Raw genomic sequence first — 15435 nt, forward strand, 5'->3', positions numbered from 1 at the left:
GGCATGGACATCACCCCGAAAAGAGGCCGCTTCGGCTGGCTTCGACGCATCGAAGAGCTGGACCCGGTGACGGACTGCCACACCATCCACCGCATCACCGCCGGCTACGAATTCCCTTGGGACTACACGCGAGCACTCGAATTCGCATTGTTCCGAACCTATTGCGTGCCCAGCATCTCCAAGCTTCTAGAGAAGACCGGCGAATTTCGGGACCGCCCACAGAAGCGGTACGACGACACCTCGCTCCTGATGGCCGAGATGCTCGAACACGGGTACGACTCCGAACGTGGACGCGAGGCGCTTCGCACAGTCAATCGAATGCACGGAAAGTACACCATCGACAACGACGACATGTTGTACGTGCTGACCACGTTCATCTACGAACCCATCGACTGGATCGACAACTACGGGTGGCGCAGATTGCACCCCAAGGAGCGCCTCGCGGCTTTCCACTTCTACCGCGAAGTCGGAATTCGCATGGGTATCAAGAACATTCCGGAATCTTTCACCGAGTTCGCGAAGTTCAAGCTCGACTACGAGGAGCACACGTTCCGCTTCACCGAGGACAACCACAAGGTCGGTACGTATACCCTCGAACTGTTCTGCTCGTGGTTCCCCGCCGCCGTGCATCCGGCGGTACGACGGGGTGTCTACGCGCTGATGGACGACAGGATGGCGTCCGCGTTCGGCTTCCCCGCGGGCTCCCCCGGTCTGAGGCGCGTTGCCGAGGCAAGCTTGCGTCTGCGGGCCCGCAGCGAGCGTTTCCTGCCTACACGCAAACGCTCCCGCAGCACCGACGACGCCGGAAACAAGACCTACCCCGGCTACCCGGGCAACTACAGGCCGAAGGACCTGGGTGCACTGAACTGTCCGTACTCGTCGGAGAAATCAGGCGAAAGCCTTCCCCGCCCAGCCGTCGAGCACCCCTCGAAACTCTGACGACAGGGGCAGCGGAACGTTGATGTCGAGACCGGTGGCCGGCAACGGCCCCAACTCGGCAAGCATGTGCGACGCGTTGATCAGCCGTGCGTAGTCGACGTCGGTTCCGGCCAGTGCGTCGAACAATCGATCAGTCTGCCCGCAGGAGACGTTGAGGTCCTTCTCGGAGCACGTCAGCAGCACATCGGTATCCGCTGGAAGAGTCTGGGCCACGGCGGCAGGGTCCACCGCGTCCGCTTCGGCGAGGAACTGCGCGTTGCTTCCACTGAACCCGACCGCGGCCAACACCTCGTCGTCGGGGTAGGGCAGCGAACGCCCCGCACGCAACTCGGCGATCGTCTCGTCCAGACGGCTACGCAGTGCATCGGCGTCGGCCGGAAGGATCTGCCCCGAGGCGACGGCCGCGTCGAAATTGCGGTTCAGCTGCGCGTGCAGCAGATCGAAGTATCGGAGAGACAGCGGCGCCAGCAGTCCGAGCTTCCCGATGTCGGGGATGCGTTCGGTCAGCGCGAGCGCGGTGAGGCCACCTTCGCTGTGGCCCACAACAGCGAAGTCGTCACCGCGAAGTCCGGTGTGGTCGGTGAGAAACTCGGCTGCGGCTTGGGCTCCATCGACCTGCTCGGTGAAACTGGGCGGGTCGGCCGGGTCGATGCTGGTTCGGCCGCTTCCGATCTTGTCGAACCGCAACGTGGTGACGCCGCGCTCGGCCAGTACCTCGGCGACGTACGCAAGAGTGTTCGGAGTGATGCCGCCGTCGACGTAGTTCCCGTTGCGATCGATCGGCCCACTGCCCGGAAGAATCAGCGCGGCGCCTCGGCGTTCGCCGACCGCTTCGCGAACACTTCCGTAGTACGTGGTCCCGTCGGACTCGAATTCGATCTCGGTGTCGGCCGATGCGTCCGGTGACCAGGGCACGTTGATCGGAGCAGCATGTGCCGTCGCCCCTCCCACCGATACGAGCAACGACACGGACAGACCAAGAATCTTCTTTCGGGTCAGCATCATGTGACGCATGCTAACAATTCGACTTGACCAAAGCATTACCTAAGCAAGCGGTATCGTTCATTCACACGCTCGGAACACATTGAAGGAGGCCAGTGATGGCGGGTGGACTCGTTGCCTTGTTGGACGACGTTGCCGCGCTCGCGCGACTCGCGGCGGCCTCGATCGACGACGTCGGGGCAGCTACGGGCAGGGCGACGGCCAAGGCTGCGGGCGTCGTGATCGATGACGCCGCGGTGACGCCGCAGTACGTGCGCGGACTCGCCGCCGAACGGGAACTCCCGATCATCAAACGCATCGCGATCGGCTCGCTTCGCAACAAGTTGCTGATCATCCTTCCGATCGCACTGCTCCTGAGTCAGTTCCTCCCCTGGCTCTTGACACCGATCCTGATGCTCGGCGGCTGCTACCTCGCGTACGAGGCGGTCCACAAGATCTGGGGTGTCGTATTCGGGCACGGCGAACACCATGCCGAGGCTGCCGACGAGCCGAAGGACGAGGACAGTGTCGTCTCCGGCGCAGTGCGCACCGACCTGATTCTGTCTGCCGAGATCATGGTGATCGCGCTGGACACGATTGCGTCCGAGGGCTTTTGGAACCGGCTGATCATTCTTGCGGTCGTCGCGGTCGTCATCACCATCATCGTGTACGGCGTCGTCGGGTTGATCGTGAAGATGGACGACATCGGACTGCGGCTCGCGGAGAATTCTTCGGGTTTCGTCGAGAAGTTCGGTCGCGGCCTGGTCAAGGCAATGCCGAAGGTCATGTCGGTCCTCAGTGTCGTCGGCACCGCAGCGATGCTGTGGGTGGGTGGCCATATCCTTCTCGTCGGGATCGACGAACTCGGATTCCATCCGCTCTACGAATTGGTCCACCACGGGGAAGAAGCTGTTCGAGGCATCGCCGGAATCGGTTCCATCCTCGCGTGGATAGTCAACACGCTGGCGTCGGCTCTGCTGGGTTTGCTCGTCGGCGCTCTGGTCGTTCTCGCGCAGCTAGGTGTAACCAAGGTGCTCGACAAGCGAAAAGCTACTGCTCACTGACCCAACAGTGTTGTGAGCATCAGCTGACGCACCCGACCTGCCGGGCCAGGCGAGAGATCGAAGTGCACGAGGCGGCCCATGTCGAAGACCAACCCCAGGGCCGCGTGCACCAGAAATCTCGCCTGCACCGCGGCGAGATCGGGGCGCGCCTCGCTGAGCAGTTGTGCCCATTTCTCGATGTTCAACCGCTGCAGATTACGCAGCGCGGAGCGCTGTTCCTTGGGCAGATTGCCGATTTCTGCGAAGTACACGGCCATGAGTTCGCTTCGCTCGAAAGACAACTCGAGATACAGATCGACGAGAGTCTCGATCGCATCCTCGGTGGTCGTCGACTGGGCGAACGCCTCGTCGAGCGCGACCGTCAACCCATCGCTCGCACGTTGGAACGCAGCGGCAAGGAGATCGGATTTGCTGGCGAAGTACCGGTAGACGCTCGACGCGTTTATTCCTGCGGCAGCACCGATATCCTCGATACTCACGCTGTGGTAACCGTGGCGGTAGAACAGCCGAATTGCCTCGTGAAGCAACTCTTCTCTCTTCGACCCGTACCCGCCGACGGTAATGACAGATGGCTGATCATCGGTGAGCTCCGGCAGATCTACTGCTAGAACACTGCGAACCGTGGACAGCAGCAGCGATTCGATCTGCTTGACGGACAACACCGATCGGTGTGCAGTGATACTCGCGACCACACTGATCGCCGCGGCCGCTATGGTCGACGCGTCAGCCTCCGATAGTTCCGGACGCACGTACATCAGCGGAGTCCGAACACGCTGATTCAGTACCGTGACCGAGCGACGCAGCGCGAGCCGGTCCGCCGGAGCAAGGTAGCGCCCCTCCCATCGATACAACCCACCGGTTCGTCGATTGTCGATGGTTGTGTCGATGATGGCCGTCATGACGGCGTCGAGCTGTTCGCGCGGATCCTCGGCGTCCGCGTCGAGATCTGTTGCAGAGAGCAATGTTCCGGAGAGACCCATGACCGTGTGCACGAACAGGGCGTACTTCGTCGGGAAGTGCCTGTAGAGAGCAGGTCCTGAGATGTCGAGCGTTGCGGCGATGTCGTCGATCCCCACGGCGTGGTAGCCGCGCGCACTGAATGCCTCGGCCGCGGCGGTCAGGATTTGAGCTTTGCGATCCTTGGGCCGTCGTCGGGGGGCAGGGGCAGGAGTGGAGCCTGCGGAATGACCAGATTTTGCAGGAGTGGAGCCTGCGGAATGACCAGGCTGAACCGTACTGGAGGTCGTTCCACGTCCTGTGTCGGTCATGGTTCCACCTCTCTCGTTCGCCATCTGCGCCCCCGCCAGGTTACCCGCAGACTGTTGCCCCATCGTCGACCAACGGTACGTCTCGGCAAAGGTACTCGCGCGACTTCGATGATTGTCATGGATTCCTTGACATCAAAGATGATTCGAGTGCTAAGTTAGCGACGATTCGCATATCGCTCGTGTTCGCGTTGATCGCACAACATCGCACAACTCCGACCGAAACGGCTGCACCATGACAGCTCCAGGACTTCGAACCGAACTCTCCGACGGCATTCTCCGCGTCACCGTCGATCGGCCGTCGTATATGAATGCGCTCGATGACGCCACGTGCGGAGCACTGATTTCGGCATTCGAGTTCGGCGAGGACGACGTTCGCGTCGTTGTGCTCACCGGGAGCGGAGGCTCGTTCAGTGCCGGCGCCGACGTCGTCGAACTGGCCACCGCAAGACCCGCCAGCGATGCCGAGGCGCGGCAGGCAGCCGAGCACGCGATGCATCGTGCGGGGGCGCTTGTCCGGGCGATCACCGACTGCCCGGTGCCCGTTATTGCGCAGGTCAATGGCCCTGCAGTTGGCATCGGCGCGTCGATGGCATTGGCATCCGACTTGATCTACGCGAGCGAGGACGCATATTTTCTGTTCGCTTTCAGCAAGATCGGTCTCATGCCCGACGGGGCGAGCAGCGTGCTGGTTCCGGCGGCGATCGGACGCGCGCGAACCAACGCGCTCATGCTGCTGGCGGAGCGGATGCCGGCAGAGGAGGCGTTCGCAGTCGGCCTGATCAACGACGTCCTGCCCGGCGCCGAGCTCGGGGCCCGCGTCGACGCGGTGGCCACAAGGTTGGTCCGATTGCCTCGGCGAGCCCTCGAACTGACCAAGAGATCCATCACAGATTCGACGCTGGCGTTGCTCGACGATGCGCTGCGCCGAGAGACCGAGGGGCAGATCGAATTGCTGACATCACCTGAGTTCATTCGGCGCGTCGCTGCACTCGCCTCGCCGCAGAAGAAGTCGCCACAGAAGAAAGGGGCATGACCGTGTTGGACGAACCACAGCGCTCTCGCCGCAACAACTGGAACAACCAGGTCCGACGACACGCGCTGATGCAGCCGGATGCCATCGCGCTGCGCTTTCAGGGCGCGTCGACATCCTGGGCGGAGTTGTCCGATCGTGTCGATGGATGTGCCGGCGTCCTGAGCCGACGAGGGGTCGACTCAGGCGACCGAGTACTGATCCTGATGCTCAATCGCCCCGAGTACCTCGAAGCAGTGCTGGCCATCAATGCTTTGGGTGCACTGGCGGTTCCGGTGAACTTCCGTATGACACCGCCCGAGGTTGCGTTCCTGGCACAGAACAGTGGCTCACACCTTCTCGTCACCGACGAGACATTGTCACCGCTCGCCGATGCCGTAGTCGCACAGGTGGATTCCCTGACCGAGAAGATCGTCGTCGGTGAGGAGTACGAGGCACTTCTTGCCGACTCCGAGCGTGCGGAGCCCGTCGACGTCCCGGACGACGCCCCCGCGCTCATCATGTACACCTCAGGTACCACCGGCAGGCCGAAAGGCGCCGTGCTGACGCACGCCAACATGCAGGCCCAGGCATTGACCTGTATTCGGGCCCTGCAGATGCACGGTGTCGACGAGGTTGGATTCTGCGCGTCACCGATGTTCCACATCGCCGCGCTCGGCAGCTTGGCGCCGAGTCTGCAACTGGGCATCCCGACCGTCGTGTATCCGGTCGGAGCATTCGATCCGGCGACCCTCCTGGACGTACTTGCCGCCGAACGGGTCACCACCCTGTTCCTCGTTCCGGTGCAGTGGCAGGCCATGTGCGCCGAGCAATCACGCAACCCACGAGATCTGAACCTGAGGGTCATTTCGTGGGGTGCGGCACCGGCGTCGGACACCGTATTGGAGGCCATGGCCGCAACGTTCCCGAATGCACAGAACGTGGCGGTGTTCGGCCAGACCGAGATGTCGCCCATCACCTGCGTGCTCGACGGCGAGGATGCTCTGCGCAAGCTGGGTTCGGTAGGGCGCGTCATCCCGACGATCGCGGCGCGCGTCGTCGACGACGACATGAACGATGTCCCGCGCGGTGAGATCGGTGAAATCGTCTATCGCGGACCGACTCTGATGCAGGGATACTGGGAGAACCCGGAGGCCACGGCCGACGCATTCCACGGCGGCTGGTTCCACTCCGGCGACCTGGTCCGTCAAGACGACGAGGGTTTCGTGTTCGTGGTCGATCGCAAGAAGGACATGATCATCTCGGGCGGTGAGAACATCTACTGCGCCGAGGTTGAGAACGTCCTGTTCGGGCACCCACGCATTCTCGAAGCTGCCGTCATCGGACGTCCCGACGACAGGTGGGGTGAAGTACCGGTCGCCGTTGTCGCACTGAAGGATTCCGAGGACCTCACCCTGGACGAGCTCGTCGTGTGGCTCGGTGATCACCTGGCCCGCTACAAGCACCCGCGGGAGCTCGTCATCCTCGATGCACTTCCCCGAAACGCAAGCGGCAAGGTCGTCAAGGTCGCTCTGCGCCAGTCACATTCGACCACGCCTGCCTGACCGGTGAGTTTCGAACTCCCCGCCGCCGCATCGCCGGCGCGCGATCTCGCGAACCAGGTCGGCGGCCTACTCGCGTTCTCGGTGACTGCACTGTCGCGGACTGTCACGACGATTCTACGACGACGGTTGTCTCTCGAAGAGACGGTCACGCAAGCGTCGTTCGTCGCACGGGTGTGCACCGTGCCGGCACTGTTGCTGATGCTCCCGATCGGCGTGCTGATCGCAGTGTCGGTCGGCTCACTCGCTGGAAGACTAGGCGCTGGTGCCTATTCCGGTGCTGTCGTCGCGTTCGTGGTCGTCGGTCAGGCTGCAGCGCTCGTCTGTGCGTTGATGCTGGCCGGAGTGGCGGGCTCGGCAATCTGCGCGGACTTGGGTTCGCGAACCATCCGCGAGGAAATAGCGGCAATGGAGGTGATGGGCCTCGACGTCGTGGCGCGTCTCGTCGTGCCCAGGCTCATCGCATCGATGTTCGTCGCGGTGGTCGTGTGCGGAATGGTCACGGCCGTGGGCGTCGGCGCCTGCTTCTTCTATCAGGTCTTCGTCGCCGATCAATCCGCGGGCGCGTTTCTCGCCACGTTCAGTGAGTACGGGCGGGTCTCCGACTTCGCGATGGCAATGGTCAAGTCGGTGTGCTTTGCGGTGACGTCGACTCTGATCGCGTCGTTCAAAGGTCTACACGCCAAGGGTGGCCCGAGTGGTGTCGCCGACGCCGTCAACGAGGCCGTCGTGCTCGCGTTCGTCATGGTCTTCGTCGTCAATACTGTGCTCTCTCAGCTCTATGCGGTCGTCGTGCCAGCGGTGGGGACCTACTGATGGCCTACGTCCTGAGAGGCTCCGACAGTCTTCATCGCTTGAAGATTCGAAGCCGCGCGGCTGCTACGGCATTCGCCGAACTGGGCCGTCACATGACGTTCTTCGCCGAGACCGTCGCAGCCATTCCCTTCACGCTGCGGCGGTACTCCAAGCACGTGGCGCAGCATGTAGGTGAAGTCAGCTTCGGGTACGCCTCGCTGCTCGCGGGCGGTGGGACAATCGGAATCGTCTTTGCGATGTCTGCCGTCGCCGCAATGATGGTCGGTGTCGAGACGTACCGCGGCCTCGAGCTGATCGGGTTGACGTCGTTGTCCGGCTTGCTCTCTGCCATCGCGAACACCCGCGAACTCGCACCCGTCATCGCCAGTATCGCCCTTGCCGCCAAGGTCGGCACCGGGTTCACCGCGCAGCTCGGAGCAATGCGCATCTCCGACGAGATCGACGCACTCGACTCGATGGCCGTACGCCCGATTCCGTTTCTGGCCACGACACGCGTAATCGCAGCCGTCGTCTGCATCGTGCCGATCTACATGGTCGGCCTGATCTCGACGTTCGTCGCAACACGCTTGGTCGTCGTCACGTTCGGCGGCAGTTCGGCAGGAACCTACGACTACTACTTTCACCTGGCATTGACTCCGGCGGACCTGACCTACTCGGTCGTCAAAGCCGCTGTGTTCGCTGTCATCGTTGCACTCGTGCACTGCTCCTACGGTTTTCACGCTTCCGGTGGTCCAGAGGGAGTCGGCAGGGCTGCAGGGCGAGCTCTGCGCACCTCCATCCTCGCCATCGGAATCACGGACGTCTTCCTGACATTCGTCCTATGGGGAATCGTTCCCACCGTCCCTGGACTCGGTGCATCGTGACAGCTACCCCGCGCAGGCTCGGACCGAGCCGGGCTTCACTCGTCGTTCGCGGAATTGCGGCAAGCGTGGTGATCGTCGCGGCCGCTGTCGCCGCAGTTGCGTACGGGGGTGGCGCTTTCGACCGTGGCACCGCGGTGCACGTCGATATCCCAGCCTCTGCGGGCTTGCTGATCGGCGAGATCGGAGTGCAGTACAACGGGGTTCAGGTCGGAACAGTTGTCGATATCGACAGCGGAATCGAACGATCGACGGTGACGATGCGGATCGACGCCACAGGTGTGCCCGCGTCCACGGCGGTGCGGGTCGTGCCTCGAACTCTGTTCGGAGATGTGTACTTACGGCTGGTCGACGACGGATCCGATCCGTCCCAACTCGCTTCCGGTGACCACCTGGCGATGGATACATCGGCCGAGGCAGTCCAGCTGGGCGAGGTCTACCGCCGCGTCACCGGTCTGCTGGACAGCCTCGAACCGGCCAAAGCGCAGATCGCCCTCACCGAGATCAGCACTGCCCTGCAAGGCCGCGGAGACAGTCTCGGCGCCACGATCGATCGGCTTTCCGCGCTCACCGCGATGCTCGAACCTCGCGCACAGTCGGTGCTGGATCACACTCCGCAGACGCGCGCGGTCGCCGACGCCCTTGCCGCAGCATCCCCCGACGTCCTCGCCACTGTCGAGGCGACGACGACGCTCTCGCAGACCATGCTCGATCGGTCACGAGGCGTCGAGAATCTGTTGACCAATGCAGCAGTCCTTGGCAGTACGGCATCGATTGCCGCCGAGGAGAACACCTCGAAGTCGATCACCGTGATCCACAGCGGTGCACCTGTGCTGCGGACAACTTCGGAGTACTCCTCGGGGCTGGCCGCGACCCTCGACATGTTCGAGCCGTTCGGAGCGGCTGGTGCGAAGATCTTCGCGAGCGGACGGTTCGACATCACGGCCGTTCCCGATTTCTCCTCGCCACTGCCGTACACGGCTGCGCAGTGCCCGAAGTACCCCGGACTCGACGGACCGAACTGTGCGTTGGCCGACATTCAGGACACCGTAACCACAACGCCGCAGCCACTGAACCCGGCCACGACGATCTTGCTTGCTCCCCTGCTCCGAGGGACGGAAGTGAGCATCCGATGACCTCGCTACGACGCCCACTGTTCGCACTCACGGCGTTCACGACGGCCGGGATTCTGTCCACGATCGTCGTCGCCAACACACTCAGCGTCCCGGTAGCCGGGGACACGACGACGCACACCGCCGAGTTCACCGGCGTCGAAGGATTACGTGCCGGCAACGATGTCACCCTCGCGGGTGTCAGGATCGGCAAGGTCGAAGGCGTGGAATTCACCACCGACGGTTCACGATCGACCGCCGTAGTCACGTTCGACGTCCAGGAGTCGGTTCCGATCGCTGCCAATGTCACCGCCGCAATTCGGTACGGAGACATGCTCGGCGCACGGTACCTCGCTTTGGTGGCCCCGGACGATCCAACCGGAACACTCGATGACGGAGACAGCATTCCGATCGATCGAACGTCACCGCCGGTAGACCTGACCGCACTGGTGAACGGATTCAAACCACTGTTCGACGCCATCGACCCAGCGCAGGTCAATGCGCTGGCTCGCTCGATCACGGATGCGTTCAGCGGCGAGTCAGGGACGGTCGACTCGCTGCTTCGCCATATCGCGTCCGTCACGAATGCCCTGTCGGACAACGAGCAAGTTCTGACCGAACTGATCACCGACCTCGATTCGGTGTTGCAGACGATGAATTCGCGCGGCGCCGACATCACCCGACTGATCACCGGATTGACCGACATGAGTCAGGTCGTCGCCGACCGAAATACCGCTGTGATCACCGTGCTCGACGAGGGCTCCGGAGCGATCCATGCACTTGCCGAGCTGCTGACGAGCGCATCCGGTTCCCTCGACCGGACCGTTACCGATCTGACCGCAACCACCCAATCGTGGATTCCGGAGACCGAACAATTCGACCGAACCATGACGGTACTTCCCGAACTGGCACAGTCGATCAACCATATCGGTGACTACGGCGGCTGGCTGAACCTGTACACCTGCAATTTCACCCTGAAGGCAGGTGATGCCGAGGTGAATATCTTCGGCGGAACGCACACGGAGATCTGCCGATGAGCACCGCACGCCTCGGGTCGATCGGAATTGTGGCTGTCATCGCAGTACTCGCCTCTGCCCTCGTCATTCCGCAAGGTTGGTATCTAGTTCGAACCAGTTCCTACACAGCTCAATTCGCTCATGCAGGTGGATTGACGGAATCCGATCCGGTGTTCGTCGCCGGTGTCCCTGCGGGTCGGGTCGACAGCATCGATCTTGCGGGTGACCACGTCGACGTACACTTCCGTCTCGACCGCGACCGCGAGCTCGGCGACCGAACAACCGCCGCCGTGAAGCTCAGAACCATCCTCGGTAAGCGGTATCTCGACGTCGTTCCCGACGGCACCGGATCAGTCGGCGACGACAGGACCATTCCAACCGAGCGCACCTCCGTCCCCTACTCGCTCGACGATATCGGCACAGAGGTTCAGTCCGTCGCCACCGAACTCGACGTCACCGCACTCGCATCGATGGTGTCCACGCTGCGCGAGACAGTGCCCGCGGATCGCGCCGTCGTGTCCGACGCGCTCACTGGCGTCAGCACGGCCTCGGCGGTGCTTGCACGCAACGACGAAAAGATTGCCGGACTGCTCGACGCCGCACAGTCACTTACACGGTCGGTAGCGACCGAGAGCGAGTCGATCGGCACACTCCCCGGGAATGCTCAGTTGGTTCTGGACACGCTGTCGGACAGGCGAACCGCCATCAGCGGCGTGGTGACCGATCTTCGCACGGTCATCGAGTCGGCGTCGGCCTTTCTCGACGGCAATGCCACCGAACTCGATCAGCTTCTCATCGACATGCGCTCTGTCACCGACACACTCGACCGAAACGGACGCAACATCGACACTCTACTGACGACTCTTCCCGCTGGGCTCCGCGCCGTCACCGATGCCACCGGAAACGGCAACTGGGTCGATGTCTCGGCCCCTGCAGGCCCGCTGCCCGACAACCTGCTCTGCGCACTGGGCATCTTCGACGACCATGCTGCGGGCGAAGTGCCCGGTATGCAGGGGTGCAGCGGATGAAGATCCTCGCAGCGCTCGTCGCCATCGGGTCCGTTGTCGGCGCCTGGTTCGTCTTCTTCGCCTCCGACGACAGCACCACCGTCACAGCGGATTTCTCCTACATCAACGGAATCTACCCGGGCAGTCCCGTGCATGTTCTCGGTGTTCCGGTCGGCACGGTGGACGCAGTCAGCCCGCAGGGCACGTCGGTACGAGTGACGATGAGGGTGGAATCCGGAGTCGACATCCCGGCGGACGCGGGCGCGTTCGTTATGAATCCTTCGGTCATCAGTGACCGTTTCGTCGAACTCGGGCCTGCATACCGAGGCGGTCCGACCCTGGACGAGGCGGTGATCCCCGTCGAGCGCAACCGCTCACCGATCAACTGGGATCAGCTCCTGGACAGCGTCAACACCGTCGCCAGCGCACTCGGCACACAATCCTCCGCAGGCGCGAGCGGGATCGGGTCCGCATTGGACATCGTCGCCGACGGCACCGCGGGCCTCGGACCGGAGATCAACGATGCAATCGGCAACATCTCACGGGCAACAGCGGTGGTCGGCGGCAACAGCGAGGAACTCGGCACCCTCATCGAGAACATCGACCGATTCATCGGTGCCGTCGCATCCCGTCAAGGCGCAGTTCAGTCGGTGACCGATTCCCTCGCGCAGCTCGGCGCGGAAATACAGCAGCAAGACCTCGACATCGGCGAACCCATCGCACAGCTGCGCTCGATGTTCGACCACCTCGACCGTCTGTTGGTCGACCGCGGCGACGGCCTTCGCGCGGTGCTGCAGAACGCCAGCACACTGACCGGGCAGTTCGCCGCCCACGACGCACAGTTCGCCGAACTCGTGGACCTGCTTCCGCTCATGATGGAGAACATCGGCAACACCATCGGCGAGGACCAGCGCGCGCGAATCCGGTTGAACGTCTCGACCGACCTGGACCAGTTCGCCGTCGCCGTCCCGCTGTGTCGGGAACTGGCGCTGCCGATCTGCACCGGAGCGGGTATCACCAATCCGATCCCCGTTCCGATCAGCACCTCGAATCCACTCGGGCTCGCGCAGCTGTTGGGAGGAGGGCGATGAAACCGTTGATTCCACTGGTTGCGAGTTGCCTCCTGCTCAGCGGATGCAGCCTCGGGCTCGGCCAACTGCCCATCGGTCGCTCGGTCGCTCGGTCGAGGGAGAGAACTACCTCGTCGTCGCGAACTTCCCTCGCGCCGACCGAATCCGACTCGGCACCGAGGTCAGGGTCGGCCAGCAGCTGGTGGGACGAGTGCACGACCTGTCCACCGACGGCATTCACGCGCTAGTGGAACTGAGTCTGTCCCAGTCGGTTCCACTACCCGCCGACGTGACCGCCTCGCTCGAACTCCCGTCGGCGTTGGGAGAACCCTACGTACGGTTGACGCTTCCGCAGGATCCCTCGCAGAATGCGTTGACCGACGGCGCTGTCCTCGACAACACCTCCATCGGACCGGAACTCGAATCATCACTCGCCACTCTCGGTCTGGTTCTCAACGGCAGCGGACTCGACCAGCTGCAGACGATCATGACCGAGATGAACGACGCTTTCGGCGGCCGCGGGCCGGAGATTCGCGAACTCCTGCACAGCGCCGACAGAATCGCCGCGAACGCAGTTGACCACCAGGTCGAATTCGATCGGGTACCGGCCGCAGCCGGGACGGTATCGGCGACGCTTGCGGACAACAGGGCTGCGCTCGACACCGGTCTCACTGTGGCTGCGCCGACGATGGAGTTGCTCGTACGCCAGCGAGACCACATTGCCTCGATCCTCGATTCCACCTCGGCCTTGGCATCATCGGCGCAGGCTCTGTTCGTCGACGATCAAGATCGACTCACGACGGGTGTCCATGATCTCGCCGACATCGTGAGTTCGATTCAGGGATTCAACGATTCGGTGACTCCGACGCTCGCCAACATGAACCGGTTCATCGACGGTTTCAACGGCGCAGTTCATGGTGACTATCTCGTGTTCGACGGCGCGCTCGACCTGCCGGAGACCGTGGGAGAACTGATGACGGGCGGCCGCGTCGCCGACGTTCCCGCGACACTGCAGGAATTGCTCGTGCCGGGAGGACACCCATGAGCAGGGGCGTGCGGATTCAGCTGGTGCTGTTCGTCGTCACCGCTGTCCTCGCTGTGGTCGTCGGCAGCAACTATGCGCTCGGCTCGCAGTACCTTCGCGGATCGATCGACCTCGAGGCACCGATGACCGACGCGATGAACCTCGGTGTCGGTGCGGGCGTCACGTATCGGGGTGTCGCGGTCGGCACGATCACCGACATCTCCGTTGCGCCACACGGTGCGAACGCCCATCTCGCGCTGGATCCAGGCACTTCGATACCAGTCGGATCGACCGCGAAGGTCACCACCAGCAGCGCACTGGGGATCATGAGCCTGGACATCATGCCAAGCACTGCGGACGGCCCATTTCTCTCGGACGGCGACACCCTCGACGTCCCACCCGAGCTCCACCCGCTACAGCTGGACGAATTGCTGACGCAGATGGCGGCGCTCGCCGACTCGATCGACCCCGCGTCCATCACGACGCTGAGCGAGACCGCCGGAACCGCGCTCGCCGGCACCGGAACCGCGCTGAATCAGCTGCTCGACGACGTGGACACGCTCAGTCTGCTGCTCGAGTCCCACGCCCCGGCGCTGGCGAACATCGTCGATTCCTCGCTACCGATGCTCGACGCGGCGGCGGCACAGGCGGACGGCGTCACCGGTGCGGCCGCAGCGGCACGAGAGGTCACTCAGCAGCTGCTCGCGCAGGAGCCGTCGTTGATCTATCTCGTGGATCGATCACCCGACGCGCTCGAGAGAACCAGCAGGCTCCTCGACGACACGCGCGGCACCGTCGGCGCGTTGATGACCAACCTCGTGACCGTCACCGATGTTCTCGGGGACCGCACGCCCGCGCTGTCGGCATTCCTGTCGACCACGCCCGAAACGCTGGAAAAGCTGACCTCCATCGTGCACGGCGACCGCGGCGATTTCACGCTCGTCGCCACCCAGGGCCCGGTCTGCTGGTACGACAGCGAACGGCGAACCGTCGGCGACGAATCTCCGCGTAGTCCAGACCTGTCGCTGTACTGCCCACCCGGTGAAGACCTTGCGCAGCGAGGTTCTGCAAACGCCCCACGGCCGAACGACCTCGGCCTGTCGGGCGCGACCTCGCCGGGCAACGTCACGGGCCCACCGATCGTCGACGATCCCCTTCTCATCCCGACCGGGGTGGAGGCGCTCGACTACTGGAAGAAGCTCCTGGAAGGAGTGCAGAAGTGACAGTACGCAAGAGTGCGGCCGCGCTCGTGATCCTCGCTCTCGCAACCGGTGTGGCCGTACTCGGCTACCTCCACCTGGGCGACCGCAAGCTCGACGACCTACGGACGACGGCATTGGCGTCGGCGACGCAGTACACCGAGGAACTCGCGACGTACGACTTCGACGACTCGGGTGCGAACCTCGACCGCGTCACCGCCGCATCCACCGAGGAGTTCGCCCAGACGTATCGCGACGTATCCGGGAAACTGCAGGGATTGCTGACGAGTGGGCAGGGCTCGTCGACGGGCCACGTCGTCACCGCAGGAATCGTCGAAATCGACGACCGGAATGCGCTCGTCGCGGTGTTCCTCGATCAGGAGGTTCGCAACCTGTCGGTACCGGGCGGTCGCACCGATTCCTCGCGCATGGTGATCGGTCTCGAGCGCTCCGGTGATCGATGGTTACTTGCCTCAGCGGAGCCTCGGTGAGATAGCCGCGAGAGCGG

Annotated in this window: 15 protein-coding genes; 13 read left to right on the top strand and 2 right to left on the bottom strand. The window is 63.3% G+C overall.

What is annotated here, in order from left to right; all coding sequences use genetic code 11:
• Positions 1-3 precede the first annotated feature (3 nt).
• Positions 4-939: an oxygenase MpaB family protein gene (locus tag WDS16_RS19835; RefSeq protein WP_338887055.1), complete on the top strand. Its 936-nt coding sequence runs from the start codon at positions 4-6 to the stop codon at positions 937-939.
• Here the strand turns inward: WDS16_RS19835 and WDS16_RS19840 are convergent.
• The gene (locus WDS16_RS19840) at positions 889-1944 is read right to left on the bottom strand and encodes an alpha/beta fold hydrolase (RefSeq protein ID WP_338887057.1); all 1056 of its coding nucleotides are present in this window, start codon (positions 1942-1944) and stop codon (positions 889-891) included. The genes WDS16_RS19835 and WDS16_RS19840 overlap by 51 nt on opposite strands.
• Before the next feature lie 95 nt (positions 1945-2039).
• Here WDS16_RS19840 and WDS16_RS19845 point away from each other — a divergent pair, with 95 nt between their 5' ends.
• Positions 2040-2984 carry a DUF808 domain-containing protein gene (locus tag WDS16_RS19845; protein ID WP_338887058.1) on the top strand — a complete coding sequence of 315 codons (945 nt, stop codon included), beginning with the start codon at positions 2040-2042 and terminating at the stop codon, positions 2982-2984.
• On the opposite strand, the gene WDS16_RS19850 is transcribed toward WDS16_RS19845, so the two are convergent.
• Positions 2978-4252 (bottom strand): TetR/AcrR family transcriptional regulator, encoded by a 1275-nt coding sequence (locus WDS16_RS19850; RefSeq protein WP_338887060.1) that lies wholly within the window; start codon positions 4250-4252, stop codon positions 2978-2980. The two genes, WDS16_RS19845 and WDS16_RS19850, sit on opposite strands and share 7 nt — an antisense overlap.
• A 232-nt stretch (positions 4253-4484) precedes the next feature.
• Here WDS16_RS19850 and WDS16_RS19855 point away from each other — a divergent pair, with 232 nt between their 5' ends.
• The 11 genes from WDS16_RS19855 (at position 4485) to WDS16_RS19905 (ending at position 15418) form a co-directional block, all read left to right on the top strand.
• On the top strand, positions 4485-5285 hold the full coding sequence (locus WDS16_RS19855) for an enoyl-CoA hydratase (RefSeq protein WP_338887061.1): 801 nt from the start codon (positions 4485-4487) through the stop codon (positions 5283-5285).
• Positions 5282-6826: a fatty-acid--CoA ligase FadD5 gene (gene fadD5 / locus WDS16_RS19860; protein WP_338887063.1), complete on the top strand. Its 1545-nt coding sequence runs from the start codon at positions 5282-5284 to the stop codon at positions 6824-6826. Before WDS16_RS19855 ends, fadD5 begins: the two co-directional genes overlap by 4 nt.
• A 3-nt stretch (positions 6827-6829) precedes the next feature.
• On the top strand, positions 6830-7639 hold the full coding sequence (locus WDS16_RS19865) for an ABC transporter permease (protein WP_338887065.1): 810 nt from the start codon (positions 6830-6832) through the stop codon (positions 7637-7639).
• Between the two features lie 92 nt (positions 7640-7731).
• The gene (locus WDS16_RS19870) at positions 7732-8502 is read left to right on the top strand and encodes an ABC transporter permease (protein WP_338893544.1); all 771 of its coding nucleotides are present in this window, start codon (positions 7732-7734) and stop codon (positions 8500-8502) included.
• Positions 8499-9635, top strand: a complete 1137-nt coding sequence (locus WDS16_RS19875; RefSeq protein ID WP_338887066.1) for an MCE family protein — start codon at positions 8499-8501, stop codon at positions 9633-9635. Before WDS16_RS19870 ends, WDS16_RS19875 begins: the two co-directional genes overlap by 4 nt.
• The gene (locus WDS16_RS19880; RefSeq protein ID WP_338887068.1) at positions 9632-10648 is read left to right on the top strand and encodes an MlaD family protein; all 1017 of its coding nucleotides are present in this window, start codon (positions 9632-9634) and stop codon (positions 10646-10648) included. The genes WDS16_RS19875 and WDS16_RS19880 overlap by 4 nt, the downstream gene beginning before the upstream one ends.
• Entirely contained in the window at positions 10645-11655 is a 1011-nt protein-coding gene (locus WDS16_RS19885; protein ID WP_338887070.1) for an MCE family protein, read from the top strand. The genes WDS16_RS19880 and WDS16_RS19885 overlap by 4 nt, the downstream gene beginning before the upstream one ends.
• Entirely contained in the window at positions 11652-12725 is a 1074-nt protein-coding gene (locus WDS16_RS19890) for an MCE family protein (RefSeq protein ID WP_338887072.1), read from the top strand. Before WDS16_RS19885 ends, WDS16_RS19890 begins: the two co-directional genes overlap by 4 nt.
• Positions 12726-12768: 43 nt before the next feature.
• Positions 12769-13749 (top strand): MCE family protein, encoded by a 981-nt coding sequence (locus tag WDS16_RS19895; protein ID WP_338887074.1) that lies wholly within the window; start codon positions 12769-12771, stop codon positions 13747-13749.
• Positions 13746-14951, top strand: a complete 1206-nt coding sequence (locus WDS16_RS19900; protein WP_338887076.1) for an MCE family protein — start codon at positions 13746-13748, stop codon at positions 14949-14951. The genes WDS16_RS19895 and WDS16_RS19900 overlap by 4 nt, the downstream gene beginning before the upstream one ends.
• Positions 14948-15418 (top strand): hypothetical protein, encoded by a 471-nt coding sequence (locus WDS16_RS19905; protein WP_338887078.1) that lies wholly within the window; start codon positions 14948-14950, stop codon positions 15416-15418. Before WDS16_RS19900 ends, WDS16_RS19905 begins: the two co-directional genes overlap by 4 nt.
• The last annotated feature ends 17 nt before the right edge of the window (positions 15419-15435 follow it).

Source organism: Rhodococcus sovatensis (assembly GCF_037327425.1).
Lineage (GTDB): Bacteria > Actinomycetota > Actinomycetes > Mycobacteriales > Mycobacteriaceae > Rhodococcoides > Rhodococcoides sovatense.